Genomic DNA, 19210 nt, shown 5'->3' on the forward strand with positions numbered 1-19210 from the left:
CACCGATGCGAGGTCAGCGAGCCGACGACCGCTACGGGCGATCTGCTCCATCAACAGAAGTCCGGTCAACACGCCGTCACCTGTGGTCCCGGCACCCGGCAGCACAATGTGGCCTGACTGTTCGCCACCGAGCGAGTAGCCGCCGGCGCGAAGCTCTTCGAGTACATAGCGGTCACCAACGGCGGTGGTGCGCAAGGTGATTCCCGCTTCGCGCATTGCGATATGCAGGCCGAGATTGCTCATCACGGTGGCTACCAGGACGCCGTCTTTCAGGCGGCCCGCTTGCGCCATCGCGGTGGCCAGAATGGCCATGATGATGTCGCCGTCGACGACGGTGCCGGTCGAATCGACGGCTAGGCACCGGTCGGCGTCGCCGTCGTGGGCCAGTCCGAGGTCCGCGCCATGCTCAAGCACCGCTGCCTGCAACTTGCCCAAATGCGTTGAACCACAACCATCGTTGATGTTCAGACCATCTGGTTCGGCGTATATCTCGACCACTGTGGCGCCAGCTGCCCGGTATGCCATCGGCCCGAGCCGCGACGCCGAACCGTTGGCGCAGTCCACCACGACGGTTAGCCCGTCTAGCGGATGCGATATCTGGGCGGCGAGATGGGCGAGATAGCGATCGGACGCATCGGGGGCGTCGCGAAGCCTGCCTACACCTGCGCCGACCGGCCGGGTATGCGCCAGATCGCCGGCGAAGACCGCCTCGATCCGATCCTCGACTGCGTCGTCGAGTTTGTGGCCTCCGGGGCCGAAGATTTTGATGCCGTTGTCGGGCATGGGGTTATGCGAGGCAGAGATCATCACGCCGAAAGCGGCGGAATAGTCGGCGGTCAGAAATGCGACCGCGGGAGTCGGCACGACGCCGACCCGGATCGCGTCGATTCCTTCGGCCGCGAGTCCCGCGCAGACGGCCGCCTCGAGCATCTCACCGGATGCGCGGGGGTCTCGTCCGACTATGACGGGAGGGTGATCGGATTTTCCTGGGTTGCCCAGAACCTGCGCGGTGGCCGCGGCCAGGCGCAACGCGATCTCTGGGGTGAGATCGGCGTTGGCCCGGCCACGGACTCCGTCGGTTCCGAAGAGCCGCGAAGACAATGCGTCAGCGCTTGCTGTACTGCGAAGCCTTGCGGGCCTTCTTCAGGCCGTACTTCTTGCGCTCCACGGCACGCGGGTCGCGAGTGAGGAAGCCGGCCTTCTTCAGTGCCGGACGGTCCTCGGGGGTGACCTCGATAAGCGCACGGGCGATAGCCAGACGCAATGCGCCGGCCTGACCCGAGGGGCCGCCACCGGTGAGCTTTGCGTGGATGTCGAACGACTCGGTGCGCTCGACGGTGACCAGCGGGGACTTCACGATCTGCTGGTGCACCTTGTTGGGGAAGTAGTTCTCCAACGAACGGCTGCCGTTGAGGGTGAACTCACCGGTGCCGGGCACCAGACGCACGCGGACGATTGCTTCTTTACGACGTCCGACGGTCTGGATCGGGCGATCGAGCACAACCGGCTCGCGCGGGGTGGCGACGGCCGCCTCGACTGCATCGTCCGAGTAGTCGTCGGCGCCTTCGACGGCCTCTTCGACGTACTCGGCGGCGTCGGTCACTGCCTCGTCAGCGGCTTCAGCATTTTCCACAGCCTCTTCGACGGCCGCGTCGTTGACGTTTTCCTCGGTCACTGGGACACCTGCTTGATCTCGAAGGGGACGGGGCGCTGAGCCGCGTGGGGGTGGTTGGGACCTGCATAGACGTGCAGCTTCGACGCCTGGGCGCGGCCAAGCTTGGTATGCGGCAGCATGCCCTTGACGGCGGCCTCGACGAGACGATCCGGACGGGTCTCCAGGATCTCACCGACCGAGCGGGACTTCAGGCCACCCGGGTGACCGGAGTGGCGGTAGAGGTGCTTGTCTTCGCGCTTGTTGCCGCTGATCGCGACCTTTTCCGCGTTGATGATGACGACGAAGTCGCCGCCGTCCATATGCGGTGCGTAGGTGGGCTTGTGCTTGCCACGGAGCAGATTCGCGGTCTGCACGGCGAGACGGCCAAGCACCACGTCGGTGGCGTCGATGACATGCCACGTACGTGTGATGTCACCGGCCTTCGGGGTGTAGGTAGACACAGTTGATCCTCAACTCTTGTCGATGTGGTTGCTGGTCAAGTGCGTTCGGCCAGGCGATTCCCGGCGACCAGTGGGGACCCGGGGCCTGCGTTATCGGGCGTCAACCTGTACGAATGACGAACGATGCCGTGCACCAGCGATCCAGATTACGCGATTAGGCTGGTCAGGTCCAAATTGCGTCGTGCGAGAAGTTTAGTCAATCACCACCGAACCAACCGCTGCCGCACACTCGCCGGTCATCGCGCTGGCATCGGCGCCCACCTGACATCCAATACTGACTTGCAGATCGTGCTCCACAAGCACGTACCAAGAGATGGACGCTCCAGATTCGGGTGCCTCGCGGTAAGCGATCACCTCGCGGCCGGCCACCCGCATCGACGGGGCGAACTCGGCGACCGCGTCGTCCCCACGCTGGGCAATCTTATTCGTCAGACTCCGGGCCACTGTCTGTTGCGTCGAGCCGGCACGCAGCGCGGTCTGCACAACGATGATGCGCCGCCCGGTGTCGCGATGGACGAAGACCGCCCTCGACGTCGCGTCCTTTTCAGTCGATAGCTCCGCGCGCCGCCAACCCGATGGGATCTCGATAGTCACACGGCCAACGTGTGCCGACTCGGCTCCCGACGACGAAGTGCGCCCCGACCGCACCCCACCAACGATCACCACGGCCGCGATCACCGCCACCACGGTCACCATCGCCAGCATCCGCCGGCGCCGCTGACCGACCGGCACACCGACATCGCCGAGGCACGGCGTCTCGCCTTGCTGATACTCGGCCTGTCCGGGATCGCCGCCATAGCGATTCACCAGGCCGGTATCGACGGCGAGTATTCGGCCGACGCCCGTGCGGTGACGGATCCACTGCAACGTATCGAACGCATTCTCGTCGAGGAGAATCATTGAGGCGTCGTCGTAGTCGCCACCCGGCCACGTATCCGATTGTGAGTCCACGGGCTTGGTCGAGACGAGTTCCCAGCCGTCGGACCGGCGAATTAATCTGTGCGCGAAAAGGTTCGATGTATGCGACGGACGGCGGGGAGAACCGCTTTCCACGACCACGCACGTCGAACACGCGACATCGGTATGGCTGTGTGCGATCGCAATCGCTCTTGGCACCAATACAATCGCTCGCTCGCAGCCGTGAAGAACGCTCAGCAGACGGTTCCGTCGAGGGTTACCCCACACGGTCGGCACGGTGATCCACAAGGGACCCGAAGGTGGACTCTGGTGCCGGACGAGCGCATTCATTGATGTGGCCCACGCCCGCCGCGCGGCGGGATCAGCTAAGCGGTCTACCTCCCACGCGAGCGGTTCGGCAGCCAGATCGACAACCGGCGGGAGATCGCTGGTCGACATCACCGGTCAGGCCGAATCTACTGGTGTGTAAGCGATCTGAACCATCTCGGGTCGTCGACTCCGGCGGATCAACTCACCGCGTCCGGGTATCAGTCGCTGCAGCCGGGACTGCCCGACGATGTAGCCCTCGTCACGATCACCGCTCATCAGCAGGGTATCGGTGGATAGGTCTCGCAAGCGGGCGATAAGCGGATCGAACAGCGCACGCCCGACGCCGCCGGAGCGCCGAACCAAGATCATATGCAGCCCAATATCTCTCGCCTGCGGCAACAGGTCGAGCAAACACAACAGCGGATTGTCGGTTGACGTCGCGACCATGTCGTAGTCATCGACGAGCACATAGATCTCCGGGCCACTCCACCAACTGCGGTCGCGCAATTGGGCTGGAGTCACATCATCAGCGGGCAGTCGTGCGGTACAGATCTGAGCGAGCTCGGACAGCATGGCCGACGCCGTGGCCGCCGAGCTCGCGTAGCCGGCGACATGGTCGCCGTCGATCAGTCCCAACATTGTGCGTCGGTAGTCGATGATCACCAGTTTCACCTGTGCCGCTGCGGCATTGGCCACCAAACCGGTGGCGATAGTGCGAAGGAGGGTGGTCTTGCCGTGCTCGACGTCTGCGAAGGCGACGAAATGCGGCTGCGCGACAAAGTCGAGAATAACTGGCGCCAGAGCCGATTCGCCAAGTCCGATCGCTACCTGGTTCGGCCCCAAGAGGATTCGCGCGTCGATCACGGCCTGCGTGAGCGCCGCGGCATCGATCATGCTGCCGAGTAGTCGTACGCGGGGTGCGCGAGTTTCGCTGTACAAGACGGCAATCGCGTCCACCCCGTCGACCACCCCCGAACTGAGGGTCGTGACATCAGCGATGCCGTCGAAGCGAGGCAACGCGGTCAGGGTATGCAAATCGCCGGTGGTGATTCCACGACCGGCGCGATTGGCCGGTACCAAAAGCGCTGCGCCCCTGCTTACCTCGGAGTCCATCGCGTCGCCCAGCTTTAGTTCGATACGGGTACCGAGCATGTCTTTGATCGCCGGTCTGATTTCCGCCCACCGTGACGCGGTGACGATGACGTGCACACCATAGGAAAGGCCCTCGGTTGCGATGACGGCGACCGCGTCGTCGATTGCTTCCCACTCGTTGCGGAGTACTCCGATCCCGTCGAAGACTAGAAACACGTCGCCGAATCGATCACCATCCGCTTCGGGCGCGCCAGCGGCCAATCGCGCTCGATAGTCCCGCATCGACTCGATTCCGTATGTCGCGAATCGCTGTTCTCGATCACGCATCACCTCGGTAATCTCGGCGACGGTGCGCCGGATCGCATCGGCGTCGGTGCGCGCGGCCACCGACCCAACATGCGGCAAGCCAGCCAATGACGACAGTGTTCCACCGCCAAAGTCGAGGCAATAGAACTGAATCTGCTCGGGGCTGTGGGTGGCCGCCGCCGACATCATGATCGACCTGATCGCCACCGACTTGCCGGACTGCGGACCGCCTACCACCGCGACATTGCCCGCGGCACCGGATAAGTCGACCAGCAGTGGGTCACGTCGCTGGTCGTAGGGACGATCCACCACACCCACCACAAACTTCAAAGCACCAATACCGCGGGCCGGGATAACTGGCAGCACTCCGAGCTGATCGAGGGTCGGTGCCTCGTCGAGCGGAGGTAACCACACCTGATGGGCGCCGGGGCCGCGGCCGGCCATCGTACCGACGAGTGTTTCGAGCACCGACGGTCCCATCGGCTGTCCCGATACCGTTGGCGGAACATCTGTTCTGCCCGAGGATGATTCGCCTCCCTCCTGCGCTGCTAACGGAGCGGGCCGCTGCGCGACGGGCAGCGCGGTGAAGGCAAGCACCTGTACCGGCATGGCCTGCGATCGCGGTGTACCGCCAGATGTCGGCGGGGCCATCTGCGGCGACACATACGTACCGGAGACATAGCCGGCCTTGAATCGCTGAATCTGCGCCGAATCGCATTTGAGGTATGCCGATCCCGGGTCGCTCGGTAGATGGTAGGCATCGGGGACGCCGAGGACTGACCGAGATTCGTGCGCGGAAAACGTCTTTAGGCCGATCCGGTAAGACAGATGAGAGTCTAGTCCGCGCAGTTTTCCCTCTTCCAATCGTTGCGATGCCAGCAGCAGATGGATATGCAAGGACCGCCCTAGACGACCGATCGCTACGAAGAGGTCAGCGAAATCTGGCTTCTGTGAAAGCAATTCGGAAAATTCGTCCACTACGATGAACAGCGCGGGCAGCGGCGCTAGCGGAGCGCCGGCCACTCGCGCGCGCTCATATTCGCCGACATTGGCAAAATTCCCCGCCGCGCGCAAGACCTCTTGGCGCCTATTCATCTCCCCCGACAAGGCATCGCGCATGCGGTCAACCATCTCCAGTTCCTGCTCCAAATTGGTAATCACTGCCGCGACGTGGGGCGCGGTGTCGAGACCGAGGAAAGTCGCACCTCCCTTAAAGTCCACCAAAATGAGGTTGAGTTCAGTCGGCGAATGAGTGACGGTCAACGCGACGACCAATGTGCGCAGGAACTCCGACTTACCCGATCCCGTTGCGCCGATACATAATCCGTGCGGGCCCATTCCGCCTTCGGCACTTTCCTTAATGTCGAGTTCGACGGGCGTGCCGTCGGGTGTGCAGCCAATCGGCACACGGAGCCGGGCGGTGGCATCTCGGCCGCGCCAGAACCTCTCCGGCGCATACGCCGCGGCATCGGCGATCCCCAAGAGCCCCAACAGATCCGGGGTGACCACGCCGGGTTCGGCATCGAGGTCGAGTAGGACGGCTCCCGCCGCTAAATGGAACCGGGCGAGCTTCCTCGCCAACGCCTCCGCGTCGGCGATAGTCATCCGATCGGCGTCGGCGAACTCTTCAACGCCCGACGCGCTGCGTGCGGAGATTCTGTTGTGTCGCGACATAAGTTGGATTCCGCGCCGGTTTCCCGGTCCGACGTCGGGATTGGCCAAGTCGATCACGGTTACACCATCGGTGCCCACCTCGTTGACCAAACGTTCCGTGCCGTCGACATAGCCGTCATCGAGGATGACGACGAACTGCGGTGTGGCATGTACCGGCGACGATCTGCTAAATCGGCTGCGCTGGTTGAGTTCGCCGGCGAGGGCGTTCTCCAACTCCGCCAGACCATGCCACATCATCCGGATCGGGCCGAGTTGATCGTAATGCGACGGGTGCCCAACGTGCGGAAGCCATTTGGCCCAATCCCAACATTCGGCGAGCGGGTCGCGAGTCACTATCGCCACGCGCAACACATCCGGCGCGTGAAACGCACACAGTCCAATGATCATGGCGCGCAACAATGCCCGCGTATCTGCCCGGTCTCCGGCCAGACCGATAGTGCCGAACCCGCGCAGTGAAATCGCGGTCGGCAGTTGATGCACCACCGAATGCGTACGCACGAATCGCCGCAGTGCGATCATCGACACAGGCTCCAGGTCTTCGGGCGGACGGGTTTCAGGCGGGTTAAGGCGTGTGGCCAATCGCTGCGATCCGATGCCCAACCGCACATGCCCGAAGTCCGGATCGGCGTCGGTGCGCTCCCACATCCGGCGGGTGCCGATCACGTCGATCAACGTCGCCGGATCGGGATGCGCCCAGGTCAGATGATCGCGCTGAGCGATTTCCGTGGCGCGCACCTCCGACCGCAGCTGGCCGAGATACCGGAAGTAGTCTTTGCGGTCCTCATTCAGTTCGGCCGCGGGCTTCGCGCCGCTTCGATTTCCGGCGAACATTCCGAACATCGACATCAGCATCATCATCGGAAACATCAAGAACAGCGGGTTCTCGAGAACATTGCGTCCGCCGGTAACGAACATCAGCGCAATCATTCCAACCACCGCGATAACCATCACCGCCGGCAGCAACTTCAACAACGCATTACCCGGAATGTTGCGTGAGATCTCCGGCGGCGCAGCGATATTCACCTCCCCGGCCGGAGTACGCGGTACCGCCACACGCGGACGTCGCACATAGCCCTGAGTCGCCATGATCTCCCCCAGTCGTCACTGACAACTACCTCCCGACGGACATTGTTACGCCAAACACCGGCAGGCGCACCCGGTTTGCGCTAACTTGGCCCGACACACTTTTCGGTGGGGAGGTCGAAGAGAATATGTCCGTATCTACACCCGTCCTTGACGCTGGCCGCAGCGATCCATCCGACGATCCTGTCGAACCGGTCCTCGCGCGCGTCTCCATCCTCGGCGGGCACACGCAACTCGACGTGGGGCTTCCGGCGCATATTCCGGTCGCAGCGTTGATGCCGGCGTTGATCGAGCAGATCCAGTCGCGAAATCCATTGCCAGCCAGGGATTCAGAACTAGATGTTGACAGTGAGGACATCGTCGGTGCACCACCTGACCCACGACGCTGGACACTAGCGCCGATCGGATCCGACCCACTGCCAGCCGACCTCAGCCTGCACGACGCCGGCGTCCGCGACGGCGACCTACTCGCCCTGCGATCACTCCGCGTCGGCGCCTCGCCCGCGTTATTCGACGACGTGATCGATGCTTTGGCCGAGTTGGGTACCGCGCGCTTTCGACACTGGTCACCCGACGCCGCGCGCTTTGTCGGTTACGGTTGCGCGCTCGCGGCTACCGCGGTAGGTGCCGTCGCTCTCATCGCTGGACACTTCGCGTCTGGGCGACTTGGATGGTGGCCCACGATTATCGCGGCACTGTTCTGCGCCGGACTAATGGTTGCCGCGGTGCTCGTCCACCTGCACGGCTCGGACACCCCAACGGTGGCGGTACTCAGTTGGGCAGCGCTGATCTTCGCCATTGCGAGTGGCGCATCGCTCACGCCGGGGGTCATGTCGTCTACGACCGTCGTGCTCAGTGCGGCAATGGTTTTGGTGATCGCAGCGGGGTCGCACCGGGTACTCGGCTGCAGTCCGACCGTGCATAGTGCCGCGACGACCGCCGCGCTGATCGTTGGGCCAGCCGCCCTATGCCAGATATTCGTCGGCAGCGTGGCCCAGGTTGCCGCGGCCACCGCCGCACTAGGTGTTGGTGTGGTGTTTGCCGCGCCACGGATAACAGCGATTCTCGCCAAACTGCCACTGCCGTCGGTGCCGACGGCCGGTGATCGGATCGACGCTGGAGATAGTGCACCTACGTCGATTGACGGAATAGACGCGGTCGGTGCGGTCACATTGCCGAAAGTCGAGTCGCTGGCCGCTCGCGCCGTGGTAGGGCAGGCGTACTTGACCGGCATCTCGGTCGGCGCCGCGTTGGTCACCGTTGCCGCAGCAGTGATCACCACGACTCCGTGGTACGAATTCGACACGCGCACATACGGTTACGTAGCCCTCATCGCGGCGGTTCTGGTGCTACGCGGACGCTCCCATACCGACCTCGTACAAGCCAGCTCACTGATTCTCGCGGGTACCGGCACGCTTCTCATCGGGCTCAGCGGAGTATTGACCGCTCGAGATGCCCTGTCGGATACCGCCGCACTTTCCGTATTTGGTTGCACAGCTTTGATTTTCGGCTGCGCGGTGGTGTTCGGGATCGTCGCACCGATATATGACTTCTCGCCGGTCGCACGACGGATGGCCGAGCTGGTTGAGTATCTCCTCGTGGTCTCGATTGTGCCGCTGCTGTTGTGGATCCTCGACCTGTACCAGATCGTGCGATCGTTGCGTTGACCATGTTGCGCCCGAACATAATTCGCATCGTAACGGCAGGTACCGCGGCACTGGTCATCGCGGCATCTACATGTCCTTCGGCCGCCGCTCTGACGCCGCCCTCGATCACCGGCCCTCTCCCATCGCTCGGCATCCCGCCGGGCCCGGCGGAGGCAACTGAACAACGTTCGCTGTGTGCCACACCAACAACATTGGGCCGGCTGGCTGAACCACCTGCCGCATTCCTGTTGAACCTTTCTGGCGCTTGGCAATTCAGCCGTGGGCGCGGCCAGACGGTGGCCGTCATCGACACCGGGGTGACACCGCATCCGCGACTCCCCCGATTGCGCGGCGGCGGCGACTATGTAGCGCGTGGCGACGGTCTATCCGATTGTGACGCTCATGGAACCGTTGTCGCTGGAATCATCGCTGCCACTACAAGTTCCACCGATTCTTACGGTGGGGTCGCTCCCGAGGCGACGATCCTGTCGATCCGACAATCCAGTGGCGCCTTCGCGGTGCGCGGCACAAAACGCGACGAGCCCACGCTGGGCGGCGGAGTCGGAACCGTCCGAACTCTCGCCGCCGCGGTGGTGCGCGCAGTAGAACTCGGCGTCACCGTGATCAACATTTCCGAGGTCGCGTGCACGCAGAATCCACGTGCGCTGAACGACGCGAGCTTAGGTGCCGCGATCAAGTTCGCTTACGACCGGGACGTTGTGGTCGTAGTCGCCGCCGGCAACCTGTCGTCGAATGGCGCTTGCCGAGAACAGAATCCCGCACCGGCACCTGGCCGCGAGTGGGACTCGGTGACCACCGTCGCGAGTCCCGCTTGGTTCGCGCCATACGTGTTGACCGTCGGCGCGGTGGACTCGATCACGGGTGCGCCAAGCAGTTTCAGCCTGCACGGCCCATGGGTATCGGTCGCGGCTCCGGGCACCGACATCATCGGCCTGACCAATCGCCGCGGCGGACCCTCGCTAATCAACGGTATTCAGTCCACCGACGGACCCACGCCAATCAACGGAACAAGTTTCGCGGCACCGTATGTCGCCGGCACGGCCGCCTTGATACGCGCCCGATTTCCACATCTGCGCGCGGCTCAGGTGATGGCCCGAATAATTCGGACAGCGCATTCGGCCAGAAACGGCGGCGACCATCAAATCGGTGCGGGCGTCATCGATCCCGTTGCGGCACTGACCCATGAACTAGACGACGACACGATCGCGCCACCCACTCGGCGACCGATCGCGGCTCCGCCGAGCCCAGCTACACCAGACCCGTGGCCGCGACGGGCCGCGCTGATCGGCACCGGGACAGCGTTGGGTGTTGTACTCGCATTGTTGGCGGTCGCGCTGCCCTATCGTCGGGTTCGACGGCTGAGGCAAGGCGAGTTCTAGCGTCGTCGACTCCCCCGGCGCGAGCCTAGTTCCGCGCGGGCCGCAACTCGCGCGGTAAGGCGAAGGTCAGCGTCTCATTTGCGGTCGTTACCGCGCCGACGTCGCCGAAACCATGCTCGGCGAGCAGGTCGACCACCCCGCGCACCAGTACCTCGGGCACCGATGCACCCGACGTCACGCCGACCGTCGACACACCGTCGAGCCATGCCGCATCGATCTCGCGTGCGTAGTCGACCAAATACGACGCATCCGCACCGTTTTGCAACGCCACTTCCACCAGCCGCTGCGAATTGGACGAATTCTGCGACCCGACGACGATCACCAGTTCGCAGTGCGGTGCCATCGCCTTAACGGCGACCTGCCGGTTCTGCGTCGCGTAGCAGATGTCGTCACTCGGCGGGTCTTCCAACTGCGGAAACTTTTCCCGCAGTCGCTTAACCGTCTCCATCGTTTCGTCTACGGACAACGTCGTCTGCGAGAGCCACACCAGACGCACGCCTTCGCGCACGGTGACGTCGTCGACGTGGTCGGGGCCGTCAACCAACTGAATATGCTCAGGTGCCTCGCCCGCCGTGCCTTCGACTTCCTCGTGACCCTCGTGGCCGATGAGCAGGATGTCGTAGTCGTCGCGAGCGAACCGCTTAGCTTCCTGGTGCACCTTGGTAACCAGTGGGCAGGTCGCATCGATTGTCCTCAGACTGCGCGCGGCCGCCGTTTTGTGAACCTCAGGCGATACGCCGTGTGCCGAGAAGACGACAAGCGCACCCTCGGGGACCTCGTCGGTTTCACCGACGAACACCGCCCCGCGTTCGGTCAAGGTGTCTACGACATGTCGGTTATGCACAATCTCTTTGCGCACGTAGACGGGCGCACCGTGCTTATCGAGCGCGCGTTCGACGGTCTCGACGGCACGGTCGACACCTGCGCAATACCCACGCGGTTGCGCCAAAAGGACCCGTTTGTGCTCAGACATGGTTCCCACGATACTTGCCATTGCGCCCGATCTCTCATCGCCGCAGGCGGGGCATCGGTTGGCTGTGTCACACACTAATGGCAGAGTTGACCCCATGATCCGACCTCCATATACCGCTCGCGTCGCCGCCGGCTTGCTTGCCACGGTCGTCGAAGAGACGAGAAAACTACCCACCTACGCCGTCACGTTGCCGATGACCGCTGTCAGCCAGGCACTTCAGGCCGGCATGCGCATGCAACAGAACGTCGCCGAACTCGCCATCAAAGGCGACACTGTCTTCGACGGCCTGTTCGGCAAGACTGAAGAACAGCCCAGCTGGGCAGTCTTCGATGAGGATTCCGAAGCCACCCCGCCGGCGACCGAAAAGCTTGCTCTGGTCCAACCGGTGGATACACCTACCTCGGCCCCGGCTGCTCCCGCGCCGGTGGCGGCAAAGCCAACTACCACCCCCACTAAGCGGACCAAGCCTGCGGCGGACCAACCTGAAGCCGCGAAGGCAACCAAGGCGGCTGCCAAGGCCCCCGCGAAAACCGCTCCGGCTAAGGCGACAAAGGCAGCGGCAAAGCGCGCTAAACCCGCGGCTACCAAGTCCACGACTACCAAACCCAAGGCCGCGGCGAAATCGGCGGGCCCCTCGGCGTCGAATGGACGTTTCGCCCTCTACAGTTCCGCTCCCGACGATGTCACGTCCTCAAAGAAGGCCGCACCGGCCAAGACCGATGACGCCGCATTCGACGGGATCGTCGGCGAACTCGACTATGACGCACTCACCTTGGCTCAGCTTCGCGCCAAACTCCGGGTCATCGAACTCGAAGATCTGCGCACCCTCGCCACCTATGAGAAGGCCAATCGAGCTCGCACCCCGTTCCTGACGATGCTGGAAAACCGGATCGCCACCAAGTCCGAGAAGTAGCCACACGACGCGTGGCTGCATCGGATGCACCGAACTCGGCCGACAATCCCTGGCCGGTTCGAACTGTCAATACCAAGATCGCCGACTGGGTGCACCGGCTCGGTCAGATCTGGGTCGAAGGGCAACTGACTCAGATCAACCGCCGGCCGGGCACCCGGGTCGCCTTTCTTACGCTGCGTGATCCTGCCGCCGATATCTCTATTTCGGTAACCTGCTCGCCGGATCTGCTCGCCCGCAGTCCGGTGCCGCTAACAGAGGGCAGCCGCGTTGTCATGGCGGGACGACCGTCGTTCTACACCGGGCGCGCCACATTATCGTTACGCGTCACCGACATTCGCCCGGTGGGTGTGGGCGAGCTACTCGTCCGCATCGAGCGGCTACGACAGTTGATGGCAGCCGAAGGTCTCTTCGACTCGCGCCGCAAACGTCCAATTCCGTTCCTGCCCAGGACGATTGGGCTGATCAGCGGGCGCGCGTCGGCGGCTCAGCACGACGTCGTGTCAGTAGCCACGAGCCGGTGGCCGGCAGTCCGTTTCGAATTTCGCGACGCACCCGTCCAAGGCCCTACCGCAGTGCCTCAGATCCTGAAACATCTTGCCGAGCTTGAGAATAACGACAATGTCGATGTCATAGTCATCGCACGCGGCGGCGGTAGCGTCGAAGATCTGCTGCCATTCTCTGACGAGGCGCTGCTGCGCGCCGTCGCCGACCTCACCACACCGCTCATCTCGGCTATCGGTCACGAACCCGACTCCCCGCTGCTCGACCTGGTCGCCGACGTTCGCGCCGCCACCCCAACCGATGCGGCCAAACGCCTCGTCCCCGACGTCGCCGCCGAACGAGCGGGAATCGACTCACTTCGACGTCGCAACGCCCACGCGCTGCGTAATTGGGTGCATCGCGAGGAACATAGGCTCGATGGCCTCAAACAACGGCCGGTACTGGCCCGACCAACGTCCATGCTCGACAGTCATCAGGCCGACATCGATCGCATGCGCGTCACGCTTCGTCGGGATGTCACCCGGTCGGTAGATACTGCCCAGACCAAGATCGAGCACCTCGCGGCACGGCTCGCCACGCTCGGACCGGCACAGACGCTCGCCCGCGGGTATGCCGTCGTGCAGCAGGTCGGAAACGAGGCCGGCAACACCGAACCGTTCATCGTGTCATCTCGCGACGACATGCCAATTGGCGCTCGCCTGCGCATCCGGGTCGCCGACGGTGCGTCGTCGGCGACTGTCACCGCGACTGAAGGAGAACAGTGACCGACGACCGCCCTCCCGTCGAAGACCTCGGCTATGAAGATGCTCGCGATGAACTCATCGACGTCGTCGCCACGCTTGAACGCGGAGGCCTCGACCTCGATACGTCGCTGTCGTTGTGGGAGCGCGGCGAATCGCTGGCGAAACGCTGCGAGGAACATCTCGCCGGCGCTCGGCAGCGCATCGAAACAGCGCTCGCGGCCGAAGAGGACGACGACTGACCTCAAGTCGGGACCTCTTCCCACCGTTGTGGTTCGTTCCGACGTCTATAGCCGTGGGAAGAACCCACAAGTGTGGGAAGAGCGCTGCCAGGTAGCCGACGTTCTGGCTATCCTCGCTTCGCCAACGGCTCGGCGGACTGAACCGCTTTAGCGAGCGTAGTCAGGTCGGCGTCGGGCCCCCTGGTGAGCACGGCGATACGTACGACCCCGAAATTGGTAATCCACACTTTGGTCTTGTCACCGGACTCGTAGGCTACCCAGGTCCGACCGTCAATGTTGCGTATCCCGGCACCGTACAACTTCGTCATACCGGCGTCGGATCCTCGGTCCGATAGGTAGACCACCAGGTCGCCTTCGTCCGCGCCGGATTGGGTCAGCTGGATATAGCCGCCAGCGTCGGTGATCCAGCCGACGTTGCTGGCCATCGATCCGCCGACCGGCTGCGTGGTTCCCGAATTAGGTTTCCAGGTGCCCGGCACCTGCGGCTGACGGATCGGAAATGACATCGCATCGGCGTCGGCGCGCAGCGCGGCGGTCACCGCGAATGGCGGGGTCTTGTCGTCGCTGGAGTCGCCCTGCAGTCCGACCGAGCAATTCTGCGATGCGAAAGCCACGAAGGCGCAGAGCAGTACGAGCGGAATCAACGACCAGATCATGTCTTTGCTGCTGTTGAGTATCCGCGGTTTTGCTGCCATGACATCGAGTATCCCAGGCCAATGCCAGCTCACCGAACGCGGGATGAAAGGATTGAGACAACCTATTCACGCGCATTAGGAGAGCCGCCTATGTCCGATTCGTCATCCAAGCAAGCTCCAGACCGCAATCTTGCGATGGAATTGGTGCGGGTCACCGAAGCCGCCGCTCTCGCCGCCGGCCGGTGGGTCGGTCGAGGCGATAAGAACGGCGGCGATGGCGCGGCGGTCGATGCGATGCGCGAGTTGCTCTCGACGGTGTCGATGCGCGGCGTCGTGGTGATCGGCGAGGGCGAAAAGGACGAAGCGCCGATGTTGTACAACGGCGAAGAGGTCGGTAACGGGCAAGGACCCGAGTGTGACGTCGCCGTCGATCCGATCGACGGCACCACCCTGATGGCCGAGGGCCGCCCTAACTCGATCGCCGTGATCGCACTCGCCGAACGCGGAGCGATGTACGACCCGTCGGCGGTCTTCTACATGGACAAGATCGCCGTCGGACCAGAAGCCAAGGGCGCCATCGATATTGACCAATCGGTCGAGTGGAATATCAACTCCGTCGCGAAGGCAAAGGGTATCGAGGTTGGAGACGTGACCGTCGTAGTCCTCGACCGCCCGCGTCACGCGGATCTCATCGCCGATATCCGTAAGGCTGGGGCCAAGGTGCGGCTGATCTCCGACGGCGACGTCGCGGGCGCGGTCGCCGCGGCCGGTGACTACAGCTCGGTCGACATCCTGATGGGCGTCGGCGGCACCCCCGAGGGCATCATCACCGCCGTCGCGATGAAGTGTATGGGCGGCGAGATTCAGGGCAAGCTTTGGCCGCGGAACGAGGAAGAGCGGCAGAAGGCACTCGACGCCGGCCATGACCTCGACCGTGTGCTGGGTACCGACGATTTGGTCGGCGGCGACAACACCTTCTTCTGCGCCACCGGCGTCACCAACGGCGACATGCTGCGTGGGGTCACCTACCGCGCCAACGGCGCAACCACCCGTTCGCTGGTGATGCGTTCCAAGTCAGGCACCATCCGACGCGTCGAGAGTGTTCATCGCGTCGAAAAGCTGCGCGAATACGCACGCATCGACCTGTAAGGCAATACTTACCGAATATCCGGGGCGGGCCCGGCGATAGCATCACTGTTCGTGAGCACATCAGCCCCCGCTCCGGATTTTCTGTATTCAGATCTGTTGCCGATCGGCCCCGACGAGACGCCGTACCGCCTGATCACCACCGAAGGCGTATCGAGTTTCGACGTCGACGGGCAGAAATTCCTCCGGGTCAGTCCCGAAGCGATTCAACAGTTGACCGCCGAGGCAATGCATGACATCAGCCACTACTTGCGGCCGGCGCACCTGAAGCAGTTGCGCAAAATTATCGACGATCCCGAAGCGTCGGGGAATGACCGCTTCGTGGCACTCGACCTGCTCAAGAATGTCAACATCTCCGCTGGCGGTGTCCTGCCAATGTGCCAGGACACCGGCACCGCGATCGTGATGGGCAAAAAGTCCGAGGGTGTGCTGACCGGCGTCGACGATGGTGAGTGGGTTTCCCGCGGCGTCTATGACGCGTATACGAAGCTGAATCTGCGCTATTCGCAGAACGCGCCGATCAGTATGTACGACGAGCGCAATACCGGCACCAACTTGCCCGCACAGGTCGAGATCTACGCGACCGAGCAGGGGCCGAAAGGGCCGGAATACAAATTCCTGTTCATGGCCAAAGGTGGCGGTAGCGCGAACAAGTCTTTCCTGTTTCAGGAGACCAAAGCGATCCTGAATCCCAAGCGATTGCTGGAGTATCTCGACGAGAAGATACGTTCGCTCGGCACCGCCGCGTGTCCGCCGTATCACCTCGCGGTCGTCGTCGGCGGTACGTCGGCCGAGTTCGCGCTCAAAACGGCGAAATACGCGTCGGCCCATTATCTCGACAACCTGCCGACCGAAGGGTCGATGGCCGGTCACGCTTTCCGTGATCCCGAGCTCGAAGAAGAGGTCTTCAAACTGACCCAATCCTTCGGCATCGGAGCACAATTCGGCGGCAAGTACTTCTGCCACGACGTCCGCGTGGTGCGGCTCCCCCGCCACGGCGCTTCGCTGCCCGTTGCCATCGCGGTGTCATGCTCGGCTGACCGTCAGGCACTCGGCAAGATCACCGCCGACGGCGTCTTCCTCGAACAGTTGGAAACCGATCCGGCGCAGTACATGCCCGACGCTGGTGTCGCCGAGGATATCGAGGGCGGCGAGGTGGTCAGCGTCGACCTGAACCGGCCGATGTCGGAGATCCTTGCTCAACTGTCGCAGTACCCGGTCAAAACGAGACTGTCGTTGACCGGACCGCTCGTCGTCGCCCGCGATATCGCGCATGCCAAGATCGCCGAACGTCTTGATGCCGGTGAGCCGATGCCCGACTATCTGAAGAATCATCCGGTCTACTACGCGGGTCCGGCGAAGACCCCCGAGGGAATGGCGTCGGGCTCATTCGGCCCGACGACAGCCGGCCGGATGGACTCCTACGTCGAGCAGTTCCAGGCTGCCGGCGGCTCAATGATCATGTTGGCCAAGGGAAATCGCTCCAAACAGGTAACCAACGCATGCGATACGCACGGCGGGTTCTACCTTGGTTCGATCGGTGGGCCAGCCGCGCGGTTGGCGCTGGACTGCATCAAGAGCCAAGAGGTCATCGAGTATCCCGAGCTCGGCATGGAAGCGGTCTGGAAGATCGACGTCGAGGATTTTCCCGCCTTCATCGTCGTCGACGACAAGGGCAACGACTTCTTCACCGATCCCGGCGGTTCGGTCACGGTACCGCTCGGTGGAGTGCGGATTCGTTCCAAGGAGCGCTAACCTCCCCGAAAACCGCACCGGCGGTCGTGCCCGAGGGCACGCTGCCCTCGGCGGTCTATTATTGTGCGGTTTTCGTTCTGGTGAGGCGGGAAATCTGAGGGATACCCCACAACATGGCGGGACGCCAGCCCAGTAACGTTGACTGAGGACACCCTTAGTCAACTGATCGTCGGAGGATCGCCGCGCCATGACCGAACAGCAATATCGCATCGAGCACGACACCATGGGTGAAGTGAAAGTTCCCGTCGACGCGCTCTGGCGGGCGCAGACGCAACGCGCGGTGGAAAACTTCCCGATCAGCCACCGTCCGCTGGAACGCGCCCAGGTCCGGGCGATGGGGCTGCTCAAGGCCGCCTGCGCGCAGGTCAACAAAGACCTCGGACTACTCGACGCCGAGAAGGCCGATGCCATCATCGCGGCGGCAACCGAAATCGCCGACGGAAAACATGACGACCAGTTCCCCATTGATGTGTTTCAGACCGGCTCGGGTACCAGTTCGAATATGAACGCCAACGAGGTCATCGCATCGATCGCGAAGGCGAACGGCGTCGAAATTCATCCCAACGACCACGTCAACATGTCGCAGTCGTCGAACGACACCTTCCCCACCGCTACGCATGTCGCGGCGACCGAATCTGTTGTGACTGAACTGATTCCGGCACTGGAACATTTGCAGGCTGCGCTCACCGACAAGGCATCGCAGTGGCGCAGCGTGGTCAAGAGTGGCCGTACGCATCTGATGGATGCCGTGCCGGTAACCCTCGGCCAAGAGTTCGGTGGATACGCACGCCAGATCCAGGCCGGCATCGAACGCGTCGCCGCGACACTGCCACGAGTTGGCGAACTGCCCATCGGCGGCACCGCCGTCGGCACAGGCCTTAACGCGCCCAACGGATTTGGCACCAAAGTGACCGCCGAACTAGTTAAGCTCACCGGCGTCGATGCCCTGACCCTGGCTGCCGACAACTTTGAGGCGCAGGCCGCTCGCGACGGCCTCGTCGAGTTGTCAGGGCAATTGAAGACCGTCGCGGTCTCGCTGACCAAAATCGCCAACGACGTGCGCTGGATGGGCTCGGGCCCGCTGACCGGACTCGGCGAAATTCAGTTGCCCGACCTTCAGCCCGGTAGCTCCATTATGCCCGGCAAGGTGAATCCCGTTCTGCCCGAAGCTGTTACGCAGGTCGCCGCCCAAGTAATCGGCAATGACGCCGCCGTCACCTGGGGTGGCGGCAACGGTGCCTTCGAGCTGAATGTTTATATCCCGATGATGGCGCGCAATGTGCTGGAGTCGTTGAAGCTGCTCACGAATGTGTCACGTCTGTTCGCCGATCGGTGCATCTCCGGGCTGGTCGCGAATGAGGAGCGACTCAGAACACTCGCCGAGAGTTCACCGTCGATCGTGACACCGCTCAACTCCGCGATCGGCTACGAAGAGGCCGCCGCGGTCGCAAAGCAAGCTCTCAAGGAGGGCAAGACAATTCGCCAGACAGTGATCGACCGTGGCCTCATCGGCGACAACCTCAGCGAGGAAGAACTAGACAAGCGACTGGACGTACTAAAGATGGCGAACGTGGAGCGCGAGCGATAGGCCGGTAACCACTTTCGGTGGTCGAGTGGGCGCGCCGAGCGCCAGCGAGACGCGTTGACATGGATGGTCGAGTGCACGCGACCGCCAGCCAACACTCCACCTCCGATGGTCGAGTAGGCACGCCGAGCGCCAGCGAGACGCGCCCGTATCGAGACCCAGGAGAGCCGAACACCA

At 63.1% G+C, this 19210-nt stretch carries 15 protein-coding genes; 8 read left to right on the forward strand and 7 right to left on the reverse strand.

Annotation, left to right across the window (positions count from 1 at the left end; genetic code table 11):
* From glmM to GOEFS_RS21470, 5 genes are all read right to left on the reverse strand, one after another.
* On the reverse strand, positions 1–1101 hold a 1101-nt coding region (gene glmM, locus GOEFS_RS21450; protein WP_007320053.1), incomplete at its 3' end, for a phosphoglucosamine mutase.
* Positions 1102–1105: 4 nt separating this feature from the next.
* The gene (gene rpsI, locus GOEFS_RS21455; RefSeq protein WP_007320054.1) at positions 1106–1675 is read right to left on the reverse strand and encodes a 30S ribosomal protein S9; all 570 of its coding nucleotides are present in this window, start codon (positions 1673–1675) and stop codon (positions 1106–1108) included.
* Positions 1672–2115: a 50S ribosomal protein L13 gene (gene rplM / locus GOEFS_RS21460; protein ID WP_007320055.1), complete on the reverse strand. Its 444-nt coding sequence runs from the start codon at positions 2113–2115 to the stop codon at positions 1672–1674. Before rplM ends, rpsI begins: the two co-directional genes overlap by 4 nt.
* A gap of 192 nt (positions 2116–2307) precedes the next feature.
* Positions 2308–3066 carry a type VII secretion-associated protein gene (locus GOEFS_RS21465; RefSeq protein ID WP_170323213.1) on the reverse strand — a complete coding sequence of 253 codons (759 nt, stop codon included), beginning with the start codon at positions 3064–3066 and terminating at the stop codon, positions 2308–2310.
* Positions 3067–3477: 411 nt separating this feature from the next.
* Complete coding sequence (locus tag GOEFS_RS21470; protein ID WP_007320057.1) at positions 3478–7500, reverse strand: type VII secretion protein EccC; 4023 nt, start codon at positions 7498–7500, stop codon at positions 3478–3480.
* A 125-nt stretch (positions 7501–7625) separates the two neighbouring features.
* Between GOEFS_RS21470 and eccD the strand changes: the two genes are divergently transcribed.
* Both eccD and mycP read left to right on the forward strand, forming a co-directional pair.
* Positions 7626–9164, forward strand: coding sequence for a type VII secretion integral membrane protein EccD (gene eccD, locus GOEFS_RS21475; RefSeq protein ID WP_007320058.1), 1539 nt, complete (start codon positions 7626–7628; stop codon positions 9162–9164).
* Between the two features lie 2 nt (positions 9165–9166).
* Positions 9167–10543, forward strand: coding sequence for a type VII secretion-associated serine protease mycosin (mycP, locus tag GOEFS_RS21480; protein ID WP_007320059.1), 1377 nt, complete (start codon positions 9167–9169; stop codon positions 10541–10543).
* Between the two features lie 25 nt (positions 10544–10568).
* On the opposite strand, the gene GOEFS_RS21485 is transcribed toward mycP, so the two are convergent.
* Complete coding sequence (locus tag GOEFS_RS21485) at positions 10569–11516, reverse strand: 4-hydroxy-3-methylbut-2-enyl diphosphate reductase (protein ID WP_040525913.1); 948 nt, start codon at positions 11514–11516, stop codon at positions 10569–10571.
* A gap of 94 nt (positions 11517–11610) precedes the next feature.
* Between GOEFS_RS21485 and GOEFS_RS21490 the strand changes: the two genes are divergently transcribed.
* From GOEFS_RS21490 to GOEFS_RS21500, 3 genes are read left to right on the forward strand one after another with little or no spacing between them, the layout of a single operon-like run.
* Positions 11611–12429: a lipid droplet-associated protein gene (locus GOEFS_RS21490; RefSeq protein WP_007320061.1), complete on the forward strand. Its 819-nt coding sequence runs from the start codon at positions 11611–11613 to the stop codon at positions 12427–12429.
* Positions 12430–12440: 11 nt separating this feature from the next.
* On the forward strand, positions 12441–13694 hold the full coding sequence (gene xseA / locus GOEFS_RS21495) for an exodeoxyribonuclease VII large subunit (RefSeq protein ID WP_007320062.1): 1254 nt from the start codon (positions 12441–12443) through the stop codon (positions 13692–13694).
* Complete coding sequence (locus GOEFS_RS21500; protein ID WP_007320063.1) at positions 13691–13912, forward strand: exodeoxyribonuclease VII small subunit; 222 nt, start codon at positions 13691–13693, stop codon at positions 13910–13912. Before xseA ends, GOEFS_RS21500 begins: the two co-directional genes overlap by 4 nt.
* Before the next feature lie 107 nt (positions 13913–14019).
* Here the strand turns inward: GOEFS_RS21500 and GOEFS_RS21505 are convergent, their stop codons facing one another.
* The gene (locus GOEFS_RS21505) at positions 14020–14607 is read right to left on the reverse strand and encodes a DUF4245 domain-containing protein (protein WP_040525908.1); all 588 of its coding nucleotides are present in this window, start codon (positions 14605–14607) and stop codon (positions 14020–14022) included.
* A gap of 90 nt (positions 14608–14697) precedes the next feature.
* Between GOEFS_RS21505 and glpX the strand changes: the two genes are divergently transcribed.
* From glpX to GOEFS_RS21520, 3 genes are all read left to right on the forward strand, one after another.
* Positions 14698–15696 carry a class II fructose-bisphosphatase gene (gene glpX, locus GOEFS_RS21510; protein WP_007320065.1) on the forward strand — a complete coding sequence of 333 codons (999 nt, stop codon included), beginning with the start codon at positions 14698–14700 and terminating at the stop codon, positions 15694–15696.
* A gap of 51 nt (positions 15697–15747) precedes the next feature.
* Positions 15748–17448: a fumarate hydratase gene (locus tag GOEFS_RS21515; protein ID WP_007320066.1), complete on the forward strand. Its 1701-nt coding sequence runs from the start codon at positions 15748–15750 to the stop codon at positions 17446–17448.
* A gap of 187 nt (positions 17449–17635) precedes the next feature.
* The gene (locus GOEFS_RS21520) at positions 17636–19036 is read left to right on the forward strand and encodes a class II fumarate hydratase (protein WP_007320067.1); all 1401 of its coding nucleotides are present in this window, start codon (positions 17636–17638) and stop codon (positions 19034–19036) included.
* The last annotated feature ends 174 nt before the right edge of the window (positions 19037–19210 follow it).

The sequence above is a fragment of the Gordonia effusa NBRC 100432 genome (assembly GCF_000241305.1).
Taxonomy (GTDB): Bacteria; Actinomycetota; Actinomycetes; order Mycobacteriales; family Mycobacteriaceae; genus Gordonia; species Gordonia effusa.